General features: G+C 43.1%; 18 protein-coding genes and 1 riboswitch. All 18 genes read left to right on the top strand.

The window, feature by feature from the left end; translation table 11 throughout:
• Positions 1-238 precede the first annotated feature (238 nt).
• The 18 genes from PCIT_RS09145 to ung all read left to right on the top strand — a co-directional run bounded on the left by PCIT_RS09145 (position 239) and on the right by ung (position 16,273).
• Positions 239-1,582, top strand: a complete 1,344-nt coding sequence (locus PCIT_RS09145; protein WP_010362840.1) for a Na(+)-translocating NADH-quinone reductase subunit A — start codon at positions 239-241, stop codon at positions 1,580-1,582.
• A gap of 1 nt (position 1,583) precedes the next feature.
• Complete coding sequence (locus PCIT_RS09140; protein WP_010362841.1) at positions 1,584-2,783, top strand: NADH:ubiquinone reductase (Na(+)-transporting) subunit B; 1,200 nt, start codon at positions 1,584-1,586, stop codon at positions 2,781-2,783.
• A complete protein-coding gene (locus tag PCIT_RS09135; RefSeq protein ID WP_010362842.1) occupies positions 2,776-3,522 on the top strand; it encodes a Na(+)-translocating NADH-quinone reductase subunit C in 747 nt (248 codons plus the stop codon). Before PCIT_RS09140 ends, PCIT_RS09135 begins: the two co-directional genes overlap by 8 nt.
• Positions 3,522-4,154, top strand: coding sequence for an NADH:ubiquinone reductase (Na(+)-transporting) subunit D (locus tag PCIT_RS09130; protein ID WP_010362843.1), 633 nt, complete (start codon positions 3,522-3,524; stop codon positions 4,152-4,154). The genes PCIT_RS09135 and PCIT_RS09130 overlap by 1 nt, the downstream gene beginning before the upstream one ends.
• A gap of 10 nt (positions 4,155-4,164) precedes the next feature.
• On the top strand, positions 4,165-4,773 hold the full coding sequence (gene nqrE, locus PCIT_RS09125; protein WP_010362844.1) for an NADH:ubiquinone reductase (Na(+)-transporting) subunit E: 609 nt from the start codon (positions 4,165-4,167) through the stop codon (positions 4,771-4,773).
• A 17-nt stretch (positions 4,774-4,790) separates the two neighbouring features.
• Positions 4,791-6,017, top strand: a complete 1,227-nt coding sequence (nqrF, locus tag PCIT_RS09120) for an NADH:ubiquinone reductase (Na(+)-transporting) subunit F (RefSeq protein ID WP_010362845.1) — start codon at positions 4,791-4,793, stop codon at positions 6,015-6,017.
• 97 nt (positions 6,018-6,114) lie between these two features.
• Positions 6,115-7,134, top strand: a complete 1,020-nt coding sequence (locus PCIT_RS09115; RefSeq protein WP_021032183.1) for an FAD:protein FMN transferase — start codon at positions 6,115-6,117, stop codon at positions 7,132-7,134.
• A gap of 91 nt (positions 7,135-7,225) precedes the next feature.
• Entirely contained in the window at positions 7,226-7,438 is a 213-nt protein-coding gene (gene nqrM / locus PCIT_RS09110) for a (Na+)-NQR maturation NqrM (RefSeq protein WP_010362847.1), read from the top strand.
• Positions 7,439-7,520: 82 nt separating this feature from the next.
• Positions 7,521-8,120, top strand: coding sequence for a histidine phosphatase family protein (locus PCIT_RS09105; RefSeq protein ID WP_010362848.1), 600 nt, complete (start codon positions 7,521-7,523; stop codon positions 8,118-8,120).
• Between the two features lie 14 nt (positions 8,121-8,134).
• Positions 8,135-8,255, top strand: a riboswitch (cobalamin riboswitch).
• Between the two features lie 142 nt (positions 8,256-8,397).
• The gene (locus PCIT_RS09100) at positions 8,398-9,213 is read left to right on the top strand and encodes an ABC transporter ATP-binding protein (protein ID WP_010362849.1); all 816 of its coding nucleotides are present in this window, start codon (positions 8,398-8,400) and stop codon (positions 9,211-9,213) included.
• The gene (locus PCIT_RS09095) at positions 9,210-10,199 is read left to right on the top strand and encodes a FecCD family ABC transporter permease (RefSeq protein WP_010362850.1); all 990 of its coding nucleotides are present in this window, start codon (positions 9,210-9,212) and stop codon (positions 10,197-10,199) included. The genes PCIT_RS09100 and PCIT_RS09095 overlap by 4 nt, the downstream gene beginning before the upstream one ends.
• Before the next feature lie 32 nt (positions 10,200-10,231).
• On the top strand, positions 10,232-11,296 hold the full coding sequence (gene cobT / locus PCIT_RS09090; RefSeq protein ID WP_010362851.1) for a nicotinate-nucleotide--dimethylbenzimidazole phosphoribosyltransferase: 1,065 nt from the start codon (positions 10,232-10,234) through the stop codon (positions 11,294-11,296).
• Complete coding sequence (locus PCIT_RS09085; RefSeq protein ID WP_010362852.1) at positions 11,289-12,062, top strand: adenosylcobinamide-GDP ribazoletransferase; 774 nt, start codon at positions 11,289-11,291, stop codon at positions 12,060-12,062. The genes cobT and PCIT_RS09085 overlap by 8 nt, the downstream gene beginning before the upstream one ends.
• Positions 12,059-12,589: a bifunctional adenosylcobinamide kinase/adenosylcobinamide-phosphate guanylyltransferase gene (gene cobU, locus PCIT_RS09080; RefSeq protein WP_010362853.1), complete on the top strand. Its 531-nt coding sequence runs from the start codon at positions 12,059-12,061 to the stop codon at positions 12,587-12,589. Before PCIT_RS09085 ends, cobU begins: the two co-directional genes overlap by 4 nt.
• Before the next feature lie 11 nt (positions 12,590-12,600).
• Positions 12,601-14,076, top strand: coding sequence for a cobyric acid synthase (locus tag PCIT_RS09075; RefSeq protein ID WP_010362854.1), 1,476 nt, complete (start codon positions 12,601-12,603; stop codon positions 14,074-14,076).
• Positions 14,077-14,084: 8 nt separating this feature from the next.
• On the top strand, positions 14,085-14,717 hold the full coding sequence (gene cobO / locus PCIT_RS09070; protein WP_010362855.1) for a cob(I)yrinic acid a,c-diamide adenosyltransferase: 633 nt from the start codon (positions 14,085-14,087) through the stop codon (positions 14,715-14,717).
• Positions 14,717-15,559: a cobalamin-binding protein gene (locus PCIT_RS09065; RefSeq protein ID WP_010362856.1), complete on the top strand. Its 843-nt coding sequence runs from the start codon at positions 14,717-14,719 to the stop codon at positions 15,557-15,559. The genes cobO and PCIT_RS09065 overlap by 1 nt, the downstream gene beginning before the upstream one ends.
• Before the next feature lie 54 nt (positions 15,560-15,613).
• Positions 15,614-16,273, top strand: coding sequence for a uracil-DNA glycosylase (gene ung, locus PCIT_RS09060; RefSeq protein ID WP_010362857.1), 660 nt, complete (start codon positions 15,614-15,616; stop codon positions 16,271-16,273).
• Positions 16,274-16,311: the final 38 nt, after the last annotated feature.

Raw genomic sequence — 16,311 nt, 5'->3', positions numbered from 1 at the left:
AAATATAAGACCCATAACTACACAAAAACCATTGTAAAGACGTATTAATTTAATATTTCTCCTCGCATAGTCAGTGTGATTAATGTTAAAATCTCGGCAATATGTGAGAACACGACTACGATGCTTGTTTCGGTACTTGGACAGGTGGCTCTTTTATACCTGACGAATACGAGGCAACAAGCGCCGTGGTAATTAAAAGATTTTTCAATTTCTTTCCGTTAATGTAATGCAAGTGCGTATGATCAACATAAAAAAAGGTCTGGACTTACCCATAGAGGGCGCACCTCAGCAAGTTATTCATGATGGCTCTGCCGTCAAACGAGTAGCTGTGCTAGGTGAAGAGTTTATTGGTATGCGTCCTACCATGCATGTTCGTGTGGATGACCAAGTCAAGAAAGGCCAAGTTCTTTTTTTAGATAAAAAGAATCCTGGCGTCAAGTTTACTGCACCAGCTGCTGGTGTAGTTAAAGAAATCAACCGTGGTGCTAAGCGTGTACTACAATCCATCGTGATTGAAGTACAAGGCAATGAGCAAATTACCTTTGAAAAGTTCTCGGCTGCTGAATTAAGCAACCTTGAGCGTGATAAAGTAAAAGAAGTGCTTGTTGAGTCTGGTCAATGGCCAGCGCTTCGTGTCCGTCCTTTTAGCAAAGTTGCTTCACTAGATGCTACTCCTAGCTCTGTGTTTGTAACTGCAATGGATACTAATCCGTTAGCTGCTGATCCTGCAGTGATCATCGCTGAAAATGTGGAAGCATTTGAAGCGGGTCTTGCTGTGGTATCAAGACTAACTGATGGTAAAGTATTCGTTTGTAAACAAGCTGGTAGTCAAGTTCCTAGCTCGTCGCTTTCTCAAGTAGAAGTGCATGAGTTTGGTGGTTTACACCCAGCAGGACTGGTTGGTACTCATATCCATCATTTAGACGCGGTGTCTGCTAGCAAGCAGGTTTGGCATCTAGGTTATCAAGACGTGATTGCGTTTGGTCAGTTATTCTTAACTGGCGAAATCAGCACTGAGCGTGTTGTATCCTTAGCTGGCCCTCGCGTGAAAAACCCACGTCTAATTAAAACACAATTAGGTGCATCGTTAACTGATTTAGTTGCCGGTGAGCTTGAAGACGGTGATAACCGAGTCATTTCTGGCTCTGTGTTAGCTGGTAAAACAGCAGCCGGACCTCATGCTTTCTTAGGCCGTTACCATGTTCAAGTATGTGTATTACTTGAAGGTCGCGAAAAAGAACTATTTGGTTGGATAGCGCCTGGTAGTAACAAGTTCTCAGTAACACGTATGTTTGTTTCACACTTAGCACCGAGTCGTTTATTCAAAATGACAACGTCTACGGGTGGGTCTAAACGTGCGATGGTACCAATTGGTAACTATGAACGTGTTATGCCACTCGATATCTTACCAACACCTTTACTTCGTGACCTAATTGCAGGTGACTTAGATGGTGCGATTACCTTAGGTGCATTAGAGCTAGATGAAGAAGATCTGGCATTGTGTACATTCGTGTGTCCTGGCAAGTATGAGTACGGTTCAATCCTTCGTGATTGCCTGACTACTATCGAGAAGGAAGGTTAAAATGGCCTTAAAGAAATTTTTAGAAGACATTGAACCTCACTTTGAAGCAGGCGGTAAGCACGAAAAGTGGTACGCTCTGTATGAAGCGATAGCAACTGTCTTTTATACGCCTGGTTATGTCAACAAAGGCGGCACGCATGTGCGTGACAACATCGACCTAAAACGTATTATGATTTTAGTGTGGATGGCAACTTTTCCTGCCATGTTTTTTGGTATGTTCAATATCGGTCACCAAGCTGCTTTAGCGCTGGGTAACGGATTTGAAATTGCTAATACATGGCAGGTAGCGATTTTCCAAGCGTTGGGTGGTGAATTAACCGCACAAGCTGGCTGGGGCGCTAAAATATTCTATGGTGCGTGTTTCTACTTACCTATCTATGGCACTGTCTTTTTAGTGGGTGGATTCTGGGAAGTATTATTCGCGTCAATCCGTAAGCATGAAGTAAACGAAGGCTTCTTCGTAACTTCTGTGTTGTTCTCGCTTATTCTTCCTTCAACTATTCCACTATGGCAAGCTGCGCTAGGTATTACTTTTGGTGTTGTTGTTGCTAAAGAAGTATTTGGTGGTACGGGTCGTAACTTCTTAAACCCTGCACTAGCGGGTCGTGCATTCTTATTCTTTGCATACCCAGCTGACATTTCTGGTGACACGGTTTGGACTGCGGTAGATTCATTCTCAGGTGCAACGTACTTAGGTCAAGTTGCACAAGGTGCAGTTGATTTTAACAACATGGCGCTTTGGTGGGATGCATTCTATGGCTTCATTCAAGGTTCAATGGGTGAAACGTCAACGCTTGCACTGATGATTGGTGGCTTGTTCTTAATATATGTACGTATTGCGTCATGGCGAATTGTTCTAGGTGTTTTCCTAGGTATGGTTGTGATGTCAACGCTATTTAATGTACTTGGTTCTGAAACAAACCCAGCATTTGCAATGCCTTGGCACTGGCACTTAGTACTTGGTGGTTTTGCATTCGGTATGTTCTTTATGGCGACTGACCCAGTTTCTGCGTCATTCACAAATAAAGGTAAATTTGCATACGGTGCATTGATTGGTGTGATGGTTGTACTTGTTCGCGTAGTTAACCCTGCATACCCTGAAGGCATGATGTTGGCTATTCTTTTTGCTAACTTGTTCGCGCCATTATTTGACCACTTTGTTGTGCAGTCTAATGTTAAGAGGAGATTAGCACGTGTCTAGTAACAATGAATCTATAGGCAAAACATTAGGCGTTGTTATTGGTCTATGTTTAGTGTGTGCGGTAGTGGTATCGGCTGCATCTGTGCAGTTACGTCCACTGCAACAAGCTAACAAGATTGAAGACGTGCAGCGCAATATTTTAGCGGCAGCAGGCTTTAATGATGTTACTGATGTAAAAGCAACCTTTGGTACTAACATTGAATCACGCGTTATCAATATGAAAACAGGTGATTTCGTTGACGTTGACCCTATGTCATTTGATTTTGAAATGACGAAGTTTGATGACGCACGAAGCATTGCGTTATCTAAAGCGGATGACATTGCTGGCGTTCAGCGCATGACAAACAACTCGCCTGTTTATCTTAGTAAAGATGAAAATGGTAATGTGGCGTCTGTGATCTTGCCTATTCAAGGGTATGGATTATGGGGCGTAATGTTTGGTTTCCTAGCGTTAGACAGCGATGGTCAAACAATCAATGCAATCCAGTTCTATAAGCATAATGAAACGGCAGGTCTTGGTGGTGAAATCCAAAACCCTAAGTGGACGGCAACTTGGGCTGGAAAGTCACTTCCAATTGATATTGTTAAAGGCACTTCTGGTGGCGACGTCAACAAGGTTGACGGGTTATCAGGTGCGACATTAACGTCAGTTGGTGTAGATAATACAATTGATTTTTGGACTGGTAACACTGGTTTTGGTCCATTCCTTGCGAAAGTACGTAAAGGAGCGTTGAACTAATGGCTAATGCTAAAGAAATGAAAGACGTCTTGTTTGGACCTGTCTTTGCTAACAACCCAATTGCCCTTCAGGTATTAGGTGTTTGTTCTGCACTTGCAGTAACTTCAAGTCTTAAAAATGCGCTTATCATGTCAATCGCTTTGACTGTGGTAACTGCATTCTCAAGCTTATTCATCTCAATGATACGCAACCATATTCCTTCAAGTGTACGTATCATTGTTCAAATGACGATTATTGCTTCGTTGGTAATCGTTGTTGACCAGGTACTCCAGGCCGTTGTTTATACCACGGCAAAAGAGTTATCTACTTTCATTGGTTTGATCATTACAAACTGTATTGTAATGGGTCGTGCTGAAGCTTATGCAATGAAATCACCACCAACAATGTCATTTTTAGATGGTATTGGTAACGGTTTAGGGTACTCAGTAGTACTTCTGACAGTTGGTTTTGTACGTGAATTATTTGGTTCAGGTACATTATTTGGTGCTGAGATTTTACCTTTGGTTTCTGATGGTGGTTGGTATCGTCCTATGGGCCTACTAATTATGCCATTTAGCTCGTTCTTCTTGGTCGGTATCTTCATTTGGATACTTCGTACATACAAGAAAGATCAAGTAGAAGCGAAGGCATAAGGGGAGAGAGATGGAACAATATATCAGTTTATTCGTTAAAGCAGTTTTCGTTGAAAACTTAGCGTTATCTTTCTTCTTGGGTATGTGTACTTTCTTAGCAGTATCAAAGAAAGTAACGACTTCATTAGGGTTAGGTGTTGCAGTAATCTTCGTACTAGGTGTTGCGGTACCCGTAAACAACTTAGTGTATTACGCAGTGCTTGCACCTGGTGCGTTAGAATGGCTAGGCTTTAAAGAAGCAGATTTAAGCTTCTTACGCTTCTTGACCTTTATCGGTGTTATTGCAGCACTGGTTCAGATCTTAGAAATGGCTTTAGATAAGTTCTTCCCTGCACTTTATAATGCACTGGGCATCTTCTTACCGCTTATTACCGTAAACTGTGCAATATTTGGTGCAGTATCATTCATGGTAGAGCGTAACTTGAACTTTACTGAATCAGTGGTATTCGGTATTGGCTCTGGTGTTGGTTGGGCATTGGCAATTGTATTACTTGCCGGTATCCGTGAGAAAATGAAATATGCAGACGTACCTGATGGATTACGTGGTTTAGGTATTACCTTCATCACTGTAGGCTTGATGGGCTTTGGCTTTATGTCATTCTCTGGTATTTCACTGTAAGGTAGCGAGGAAAAATCATGCTTGAGGTATTTTTAGGCGTAGGAATGTTCATTGCTATCGTTGTACTACTTGTTTTAGTTATTATTGCAGCTAAATCTAAGTTAGTAGCGAGCGGTGACATATTAATTAGTATTAATGGTGATCCTGAGAAGGGCATCAAAACATCGGCTGGTACAAAGTTACTTGGTGCCTTAGCTGATGCAGGTATCTTCGTATCATCTGCATGTGGTGGCGGTGGCTCTTGTGGCCAGTGTCGTGTACACATTCATGATGGCGGTGGTGACATTCTACCTACAGAGCTTGACCATATTTCTAAAGGTGAAGCACGTGAAGGGTGTCGTTTAGCATGTCAGGTTAATGTTAAAACAGACATGGACATCGAACTTGAAGAGTCAATTTTCGGTGTTAAGAAGTGGGAATGTGAAGTTATCTCTAACGATAACAAAGCAACTTTCATCAAGGAGCTTAAGTTAGGTATCCCTGATGGTGAGTCAGTACCGTTTCGTGCCGGTGGTTATATCCAGATTGAAGCACCTGCACACCATGTTAAATATGCAGACTTTGATGTGCCTGATGAGTACCGTGGCGATTGGGAACGTTTTGGCTTCTTTAACCTTGAATCTAAGGTTGATGATGAGACAATTCGTGCATACTCAATGGCTAACTACCCTGAAGAAGAGGGTATCATCATGCTTAACGTGCGTATCGCTTCTCCGCCGCCAAACAACCTAACGCTACCATGTGGTAAGATGTCATCATACATCTGGTCATTGAAAGCAGGTGACAAGGTGACGATTTCTGGTCCATTCGGTGAGTTCTTTGCTAAAGACACAGATGCTGAAATGGTATTTGTTGGTGGTGGTGCTGGTATGGCGCCAATGCGTTCACATATCTTTGACCAACTTAAGCGTCTTAATTCGAAGCGTAAGATGTCGTTCTGGTACGGTGCACGTTCTAAACGTGAAATGTTCTACGTTGAAGACTTTGATGGCTTAGCGGCTGAAAATGAAAACTTCGTATGGCACACTGCATTGTCAGATCCGCAACCAGAAGATAACTGGGAAGGTTACACTGGGTTCATTCATAACGTATTGTTTGAAAACTACCTACGTGACCATGAAGCGCCAGAAGATTGTGAGTACTACATGTGTGGTCCTCCAATGATGAACGCAGCAGTTATCAACTTGTTGAAAGACTTGGGTGTAGAAGAAGAAAACATCTTACTAGATGACTTCGGTGGCTAAATAGCACACTTGTTTTTTTAAACATAGTTTTGAAATAGATATCAGCCCTCAAGTCATGTACTTGAGGGCTTTTTACTTTCTAGGGAGCAGTAGTTAAATGAATAGAATGAGTACTGTATTAACCGTGTCTTTGGGTTTGTTTTTAGTTGGCTGTGACAATGCATCGCACGATCCAGTTAAACCTCTGACATTGCATGGTCAAACGATGGGCACTACCTATAATGTCAAAGTATTTACCCAAGGTAAGCAGGTTGAAGAGCGCGAATTACAGCAGAAAATTGACGATGCACTGATTGCGGTAAATGCTTCTATGTCGCCGTGGGTCGAAAACTCTGAGATTAATCGTTTTAATGGTCTTAAGGCGAATGAGGTTATGGAGATCAGTGATGATTTTCGAGTTGTGATTGCTGAGTCAATTAGATTGGGTCGTTCTACAAAGACTTTAGATGTGACCATGGGACCATTGATTGATTTATGGGGATTTGGGCCAGATAAGCGGCCAACTAAGCGCCCAGAACAAACGCAATTAGATGATATGCGTGCTCATATTGGCGTGGATAAATTAGTGCTGAATGAGCAAGGTTTGGCTAAGACTCTAAATGGTTTAGAGCTGTCTTTTTCGGCCACGGCGAAAGGGTATGGTATCGATAAGGTTGCTTTATTATTGGAGCAGCAAGGGTTTCGTAATTATATGGTTGAAATCGGCGGTGAGTTACGAGTCGCCGGTACTAAAGCCAATAATAAGCCGTGGGTAATTGCCATTGAGCAGCCTGATGCTCCTATGGGCCAAAGGCAAATACATAAAGCTATCGAACCTGGAAATAATGGTATAGCGACTTCTGGTGATTACCGTATTTTTTATGAAATGGACGGCGAAACGTTTACGCATTTGATTGACCCGATGACGGGAATGCCAGTAAAACATGAACTTGTGTCGGTAACCGTGTTACATCCATCAGCAATGACAGCCGACGGTTTAGCTACGGCTTTAACTGTAATGGGCACTGAGCGGGCTAAAGCATATGCACAGCAGCATGACCTAGCGGTGTATTTGATCAGTAAAAGTGATGATGGCTTAGTGACCTATGCAAGTAAGCGGTTCAAACCATATTTGTGAGTACGGAATAACCGCGTTATAATGAGGGGTGTTTTACACCGTCATGAGCTCAATTGTTGAGCTATTTATTTGCTTTTAAGGGGCCTGTGCAATGTCGCTGTTTTTACTTACATTTGGTTTACTGATTTTAATTGTCGTGGCAATGGCTGTAGGTGTTATTGTTCAAAAAAAATCTATGGCGGGTAGCTGTGGTGGTTTAGGTGCTGTAGGCATTGATAAAGCATGTGATTGTGATGACCCGTGTGATAAACGCAAAAAGCGCCTAGAAAAAGAGCAAGTTTGGAAAGAAAACCAAATTTTATAATTGGGTGATGGAAGTAACTTCAGTTACTCTGTGTAATGCGAGCGTATAGCTCGCATTTTTGTATCTGCATTTCAGGAGCGCTATGCAACAAACATGGTACTTTTTACGCCACGGCGCACTTATTCAAAGTGGCGTGTTGTCTGGCCGTACTGATATTGCGCTCAGTGAATTGGGTATAGAGCAGCTGTATGCTAAGACCAATACGCTGACTGATATAGACCGCATCTTCTCTTCCCCCTTACAGCGGTGTCGTCAATTTTCTACAAGCTTAAGCGATAGCTGGCAGACCCCATTATCTATTATTGATTCATTGCAAGAGATGGATTTTGGCGCATGGGATGGCAAATCGTTTGAATGGCTTTGGAATAATACCCATAACCCGAGTATTGGTGATTTTTGGCAAAACCCTTGGCGATGCACTCCGCCAGAGGCTGAGACGATGGAAGCGTTTTACACGCGTGTTCAACAGTGGTGGCATACACAATTAGCGTCACCAAATGACTCATGTAATTTAGTGGTTACACATGGCGGCGTGATCAAGCAGTTACTGGCGTTGATCTTCGCGTTTCCAAAGTACAATACCATACAGCAAAGCCTGTTCGATGTGAGTTATGGGGCAATGATTAAAGTACAAGTCTACTATGATGAGCAGGGCATAGCGTGGCCAAAAGTTGTATTTTAGACATCTAGACAGCATAATAGTGACTGTTTGTTGGTGTTTCTTGGGAATGAACTGAAAGTGTTCAACTGTCCCCGCAACTGTAAAAGCATTGGATATGCTCAAGTCAGATACCAAGACCGGCAACTTTCTCATGAGCGGGCATACTCTGGGTGATTCAATTAATTTATATGTTATATCAGTGATATGACATGCTTTCTTGTATTGTCGTTTTTAATAGCCCGTGAAATATAGCTTTCAAACTGATCATAGCTGATTAAATGCAGACATGAGGGTCACTATGGACGATCGAGGGTCTAACCGCTCACCTGTTATTGAGGTCTGTAACTTAGACCTTAAAATTGCTGAACACCATATACTGAACAAGATTGATTTTACAATTCAAGCTGGCAACTTTGTAGGGTTAATAGGGCCTAATGGCGCGGGTAAATCTTCATTACTGCGCTGCTTATATCGTTATGTAACGCCAAGCGCTGGACGTATTACATTTTTTGGAAAGTCGTTATTTGATTATCCTCGGCAAGAATATGCCAAACAGGTTGCGGTTGTGCTGCAAGAGATCCCTGATCAATTTAATTTAACGGTATTTGATGTTGTCGCGATGGGCGTGTTACCACATAAAACATTGTTTAGTTCAGTTAACCAGCAAGACAAAACACATATTTTCAATGCGATTGATAAAGTTGGCTTGAATGACAAAGCACAGCAGCCTTTTTCTCATTTGTCAGGGGGAGAAAAACAACGGGCATTGATCGCGCGCGCGATAGTGCAACAGCCCACTTTTTTAATTATGGACGAGCCCACCAGTCATTTAGATGTGAAATATCAAATTCAAATTATGGAGCTGGCAAAGTCACTGAATATTACAGTACTAGCGTCATTTCATGATTTGAATTTAGCAGGGGCATTGTGTGATGAAATACTTGTTTTACAGCAAGGAGAGTTAGTCGCGCAAGGAGTACCTATTGATGTCTTAACTGCACAGCTTTTAGCTGACGTATATGATGTGCGTGCATCGGTGGTTCCTGTGCCTTGTCCATATGAGGGTGTTGTGCAAGTTCCCCATATTCGTTATCACTATGGGTGCAAGTCATGAAGGGGGCAACGATAGTTGCTACGCTATTTATAAGTTGTTTAGTGAGCTTTTTCATAGCGTTAAAGCTAGGTGCTATTGCCATTACCACAGAGCAAGTATTACAGGCTTTGTGGCAGTATGATGCAGGGGATTTTTCGCAGAAAATTATTGTTGAACTACGCTTACCTCGAGTAATTTTGGCATTTATCGCGGGCAGTGGTTTGGCTATGGCTGGGCTTATTTTACAAACGGTAACGCGTAATCCTTTGGCTGACCCTTATTTGTTTGGTATTTCATCGGGCGCATCGTTTGGGGTTGTGGTGTTATTTGCTGTCACGGGTATTCAAGCCGGGCTGGCTCTCTCTGGTGCTGCTTTTGCTGGTAGTTTACTGGCGATGACATTGTTGTTACTGATCGCAAAAGGGCGTACGTCAGGTCAAGTTGAAGCGATGTTACTGGCGGGTGTGGCACTGTCTTTCTTATTTAGTTCTTTTACCAGTTTGCTTTTGTATTGGAGCGACCCACAAGCGATCAGCGCAATTTTGTTCTGGAACTTAGGCAGCTTTAGCAGAGCAGACTGGCAGTGGTTATGGTTACCTTCTTCGGTGGTGAGTGGTTGCATGCTGATCATGTTGCTATTACGTCGGCCTATTAACGCTTTATTATTGGGGGATGAGAGCGCCACCACGTTAGGTGTCAGTGTTGAAAAAGTACGTCTAGGCATGCTGCTATTAAGTTCCTTATTGACGGCGGTACTTGTTGCTATGTGTGGTGGCGTGGGTTTTGTAGGCTTAATGATCCCCCATATTGTGCGATTTTTTATATCACAAGCAACCACACTTGGCCTGATCACGACCGCAATGAGTGGCGGGTTATTGATGATTTGGGTAGATGTGATCGCGCGAGTTTCTTTTGAAAATCAAGAGTTGCCGATTGGTGTAATTACTTCTGCAATTGGTAGTGTGTTTTTCCTGTTTTTATTGATGTTTCGTAAACGTTCATCTTAGTAATCTTAATCCCCAACGCAGAGAGTTAACGGATGATAGCGCCGCTAGAGAAAAATTTTGCAATGCAAATTAAGCATAAAATAGACCTGAAAACCAAGCCTTTGGGTGCACTGGGTAAATTAGAGCATGTGGCTTACCAAGTGGTCAGTATTTTGTCTCAAAAATTAAATGACAAGCAATTTGCTGAGGCGCGTTTTGAAATTACTGCGCCACAACTAATCGTTTTTGCGGGAGATCATGGTGTGGCGGCACAAGGCGTTTCGATTGCACCCAGTGAAGTAACGGGGCAAATGGTTGCGAATTTTGCCTCTGGGGGCGCGGCAATTAATGTGTTATGTCGACAATTAGGCTGGCAATTAAGTATTGTCGATTGCGGTATTTTAACGCCTCCGGCTGACTTACTGGGTATTGTTTCTCAACGTTTGGGCAATGGCACGCGAGCTTTGCATATAGATGAAGCAATGGATGATACCCAGCTTCACACGGGCTTAAAAATGGGGGCTGATCTTACAACGCAGTACCACCAATTGGGGACTAATTTAATTGCTTTTGGTGAAATGGGTATTGGTAATACCACTGCGGCATCAGCGATTTTCTCTGCGCTGAGTGGGTTTACACCACAGGAGACTGTCGGCAAAGGGACAGGGGTCGGTGATGAGGTTATTTTAAAAAAGCAGCAGCTGATCTCACAGGCTTTGGCACGACATAAAGCTCAGTTAATAAGTCCAACTGATATTTTACGCTGCTTGGGTGGGTTTGAGATTTGCCAAATGGTGGGCGCTATGCAACAAGCAGCAAAATTACAAATGGTTTTGCTGATCGATGGGTTTATTGCGACGGCTGCGGCAATGATCGTTTGCGCCCTTTCACCGAACGCACAACAGTATATGATTTTTGCGCATTGCTCAGGTGAACAGGGCCACCGAAAAATGCTGGCATATTTAAACGCTGAAGCTTTATTAGCATTAGATTTACGGCTGGGTGAGGGGACTGGTGCAGCCATGAGCCTGCCACTTATTCAAAGTGCATTAGCGCTTTATAATGATATGGCGAGCTTTGATGAAGCGAAAGTAACTCAGGTGGTAGAGAGTGAATAAGCAAAAGCTGCTGTTAGCCGTCAGTTTTTTAACACGTATCCCTGTTAAAGTGCCTGCACCCATTGACGCTACTAGTTTAAATGAAGCCAGCCGGTATTTTGCATTAGTCGGGGGGGGCATTGGCGCAGGTTTGGGCCTGCTTTATTATTTTTTACAGCTCTTTTTACCCAATGAAATTTCCATCGTTTTATTATTGGCAGCGGGTTTGCTTCTCACTGGCGCATTTCATGAAGACGGATTTGCTGATGTGTGGGATGGTTTTGGAGGCGGGTGGTCGGTATCACAGAAACTGACCATTATGAAAGACAGCCGCTTAGGCACCTATGGCACGGCCGCTTTGGTGTTGCTGCTGTTGGCTAAATATCAACAACTTATGTTGTTGAGTGGACAGGCGAGTTGGTTAGCAATGGCATTAGTTTGTGCACACACGCTCAGTCGTGCGATGGCAACCAGTATTATAGGGTTGTTACGTTATGCACAAGAAGATGCTCAAAGTAAAGTGAAGCCTGTAGCGCAGTGTTTATCAGCTGGCAGTCGACAGGTGTTATATGCAAGCGCCGGCAGTATTTTGCTTCTTATGTGGTTGTTGGGTGCCTTTACCCTCTTGCAAAGCGTGGCTTTGGTCGGTGTTTTATGGTTAACACGTTTGTTGTGTATTATGTGGTTTAAGCATCAGTTAGGTGGTTATACTGGCGATTGTTTGGGCGCGGCACAACAAATCGCAGAGTTGGTGATTTATAGCTTTTGTATACAGGTGTGGCTATGACGGAACGAGTAACCTTGATGCTCGGTGGTGCCCGTTCAGGGAAAAGTCGCTTGGCGGAGCAGCTTGCTGAACACTATTTACAAAATGAGCAGGTTGAAAAGCTGCTCTATGTTGCAACCGCAGAAGTTAAAGATACGGAAATGGCGCAACGTGTAAAGCATCATCGCGAAACGCGCAGCATGCATTGGACAGTCATCGAGGAGTCTTGGACATTACCTGAAATTATTGCCGGTACTGATGAGCAAACGTGCATTTTAGTGGACTGCTTAACGTTATGGTTAACCTATGGCTTATGTGAGCAAGGCATCAATGCTTATATAAAGCAAAAATCAGCCTTGTTGCGTGCATTGAGGGAAACTCAAGCCAAAGTGATTTTAGTGAGCAATGAAGTAGGGCATGGCATTGTCCCTTTAGGTGAATTGAGCCGTACTTTTGTAGACCAATCAGGGTGGTTACATCAAGATATTGCGCAGTTAGCCGATCGCGTCGACTTCATTATGGCTGGTTGCACCTTGAGAATAAAATAGAGAAGAAAACAGTGAAAACATTAATGGTACAAGGGACCACGTCAGATGCAGGCAAAAGTACACTGGTTGCTGGGTTATGTCGTGTGTTTGCCAGAAAAAATTATAAAGTGGCGCCATTTAAACCGCAAAATATGGCATTAAATAGTGCCGTGACGCCTTGTGGTGGTGAAATTGGACGTGCACAAGCTTTACAGGCCGTGGCGGCAAAGGTAGATTTAGATACCGATTTCAATCCTATTTTACTCAAACCTAATAGCGATACTGGTGCACAAGTTATTATCCATGGGAAGGCCATTAGTAATATGGAAGCGGCCAAATATCATGATTATAAAAAAGTGGCGATGGAGGCGGTGCTACAATCACATGGCCGGCTGGTAAACGCGTATGACATGATCATGGTTGAAGGGGCGGGCAGCCCTGCAGAAATTAATTTGCGAGAAAATGATATTGCCAATATGGGATTTGCTACCCAAGTAAATTGCCCTGTGATCATTATTGCTGATATTGACAAAGGGGGGGTATTTGCGCATCTCGTTGGTACGCTTATGTTGCTCAGTGAGGAAGAACAAGCACTGGTAAAAGGGTTTGTGATTAACCGCTTTCGTGGCGATATTGGATTATTACAATCAGGGCTGGATTGGTTGGAAGAAAGAACCGGTAAGCCGGTATTGGGTGTGTTGCCTTATTTACATTCATTGAATCTAGATGCAGAAGACGCAGTGGCGATGGATAATGTGCTTGAAGATAAGCAACTGTCAGTAGCGGTACTGCTATTGCCTCATATTAGCAATCACACAGACTTTGATGTGTTACGTCTACACCCAAATGTTGATTTACGCTATGTGCGTCACACCCAAAGTATTGGTAATGTAGACTTGATCATTATTCCCGGTAGCAAGAATGTGATCAGTGATTTCACCTTTCTACAGTCGCAAACTTGGTCAGCAGAGATCAAGCGCCATTTACGCTACGGTGGAAAGGTACTTGGCGTATGTGGGGGATTGCAAATGCTGGGTAAATCGATTTCAGATCCGTTAGGGGTTGAATCATCAGTTCAGTATATTGCCACTTTAGGTTTGGCTGAATTTACGACACGGCTAAGTGCACAGAAAACGTTGACTCAAGTGAGTGGAACCTGCAAATTAGATGGCAACAATGTTGCCATTGCGGGATATGAGATCCATTGTGGACGCAGTCATGGACCTGCGATGGCACGTCCGTTTATGCGTTTTACAGCTCACCCTGATGGCACTGAACAAGATGGTTTTATTTGCGACGATAACCAAATAGCGGGTACCTATTTACATGGTTTATTTGATAACACAGAAGCAGCATCTGCTATTTTGAGTTGGGCCAGTGAAGGTCAATTAGGCAATGATATGTTTGACCTTCATACACATCGTGAAACGCAGTTAGAGCATCTTGCTGATGTATGTGAACAGTATTTAGATATAACAAAAATTACCGCGATCACATGTGGTGAGTAGAGGAATATATGAGCACCGATAAGCAAAATAAGACACAAGAAGCACAACAAAAAAATCATGATAAGCACCAAAAACGCCAGCAAAAAGTGAAAGAAAGTGTAGATGCTAAAGTCGCTGCTGCACAAACTGAACAGGGGATATTCCAAGTTATTACCGGCAATGGTAAAGGCAAATCTACCTCGGGGTTTGGCACCGTCGCTCGATGTGTTGGACACGGTATGAACGCCGCTGTAGCCCAGTTTATTAAGGGGATGTGGGAGTGTGGCGAGCGTAATTTGCTTGAAAAAGCAGGCGTACCTTTCTCGGTAATGAAAACGGGCTTTACATGGGAAACACAAAATCGAGAGACGGATACCAAAGCAGCACAAGATACGTGGCAACAGGCTAAACTTTGGTTAGCTGATGAAAGTATCGACCTTGTATTATTGGATGAGCTGACATACATGGTGACCTATGAGTATATCGATTTAGATGACGTTATCAGTGCCATAGAAAACCGCCCGAAAATGCAATCGGTCATTATCACGGGTCGTGCTGCACACCGGCGTTTAACTGAGCTTGCTGACACAGTCAGTGAAGTTCGCAATGTAAAACATGCATTTGAAGCGGGCATTAAAGCGCAAAAAGGGTTTGATTTTTAATGCGTTTGTTCACTTTTTTGACAGCGCTGTTGTTATTAGTAAGTAGTCATATTCAAGCTGACAGTACCAAGCGTATTGTGGCATTGGCGCCACATGTGGTTGAAAACTTATTTGCAATCGGTGCCGGTGATTTGATTGTGGGGACGGTTGATTATGCTGATTATCCTGATGCAGCCAACTCTATTGCGCGTATCGGGGGTTACAATGGTATTCAGCTTGAAAAGTTATTGGCACTAAAGCCAGATTTAGTGATTGCATGGCAAACGGGTAGTAAAAAAATAGACTTAGAAAAAGTAGCAAAGCTGGGCATTAAAGTCGTTTATAGCGAGGCAAAAGACATTAATAAAGTGGCCGATGAATTACGGTTGTTTGGCCAATTAACAGGGAAGGTAAAAGAAGGCGAACAAGCTGCAACCGAATTTACGGCTGAGTTCGAGAAAATAAAAACGCGTTACGCCACAGGTAATTCGCTTAGGGTTTTTTATCAATTGTGGCCCGACCCTATGATGACGGTAAGCAAAAATACGTGGATCCACCAGTTATTATCAGTGTGTGGGGTTGAGAATGTGTTCGCAAAGGGCAGTACTGACTACCCACAAATCAGCATTGAAAATGTGATCAAAGCCAGTCCTCACGTTATTGTCTTGCCTAATGAAAAAACCAAGAAGCAAATACAAATGGTTGATTGGCAAAAATGGCCTGAGATCCCAGCTGTGGCGAATCAGCAATTTATAGAAGTGAATGCAGACTTACTACATCGTTATAGTACCCGAGTGCTCCAAGGAGTAACCGATATGTGTGATAAAATGCTGGATGCTAAAGCACATTATAATTCGTTATGACAATAATTGATCGTGCGATGTATTGAGGTGAGGTTAATTAATGAGGCTATCCAAATGAGCGGTTGGAAAACACTTTTAGAGCAAGAGCATAAGCAAACTTACTTACAAGATACACTCAGTTATGTCGCACAACGTCGTGCTGAGGGTATTGCGGTTTACCCGCAAGATAAGTATGTATTTGAAGCGCTGAATGCCACTGATTTAGACAAAGTAAAAGTCGTGATATTAGGACAAGACCCTTACCATGGGCCTAAACAAGCGCATGGCTTGTGTTTTTCGGTGTTACCAGGGGTCAAACCACCTCCATCTTTGGCAAATATGTATAAAGAGCTGGTACAAGATGTGGCGGATTTTACCATCCCAGATCATGGCTTTTTATTGCCATGGGCTGAGCAAGGAGTTTTATTGTTAAATACCGTATTAACGGTTGAACAAGGAGCCGCACATTCACATAAAAAACTTGGCTGGGAGCGCTTTACTGACGCTGTGATTGCACATGTGAATGAGCACACCACGGGCACTATATTTTTATTATGGGGCGCACATGCTCAGAAAAAAGGGAAAAACATCGATACTGTCCGCCACCACGTATTGCACGCACCACACCCGTCTCCATTGTCGGCTCATCGCGGGTTCTTCGGTTGTCAGCATTTTTCTAAAACGAATCAGTTGTTATTGGACATGGATAAACAGCCGATCAATTGGCAGGTATAGAGCGCGTCATGGCTAAGTTATTACTTTGGTGGTAACAA

Origin of the sequence: Pseudoalteromonas citrea, assembly GCF_000238375.3 — a bacterium.
Classification (GTDB): Bacteria; Pseudomonadota; Gammaproteobacteria; order Enterobacterales; family Alteromonadaceae; genus Pseudoalteromonas; species Pseudoalteromonas citrea.
Note: the sequence above shows the minus strand (reverse complement) of the source record. Positions and strands in the feature narration are given on the sequence as shown.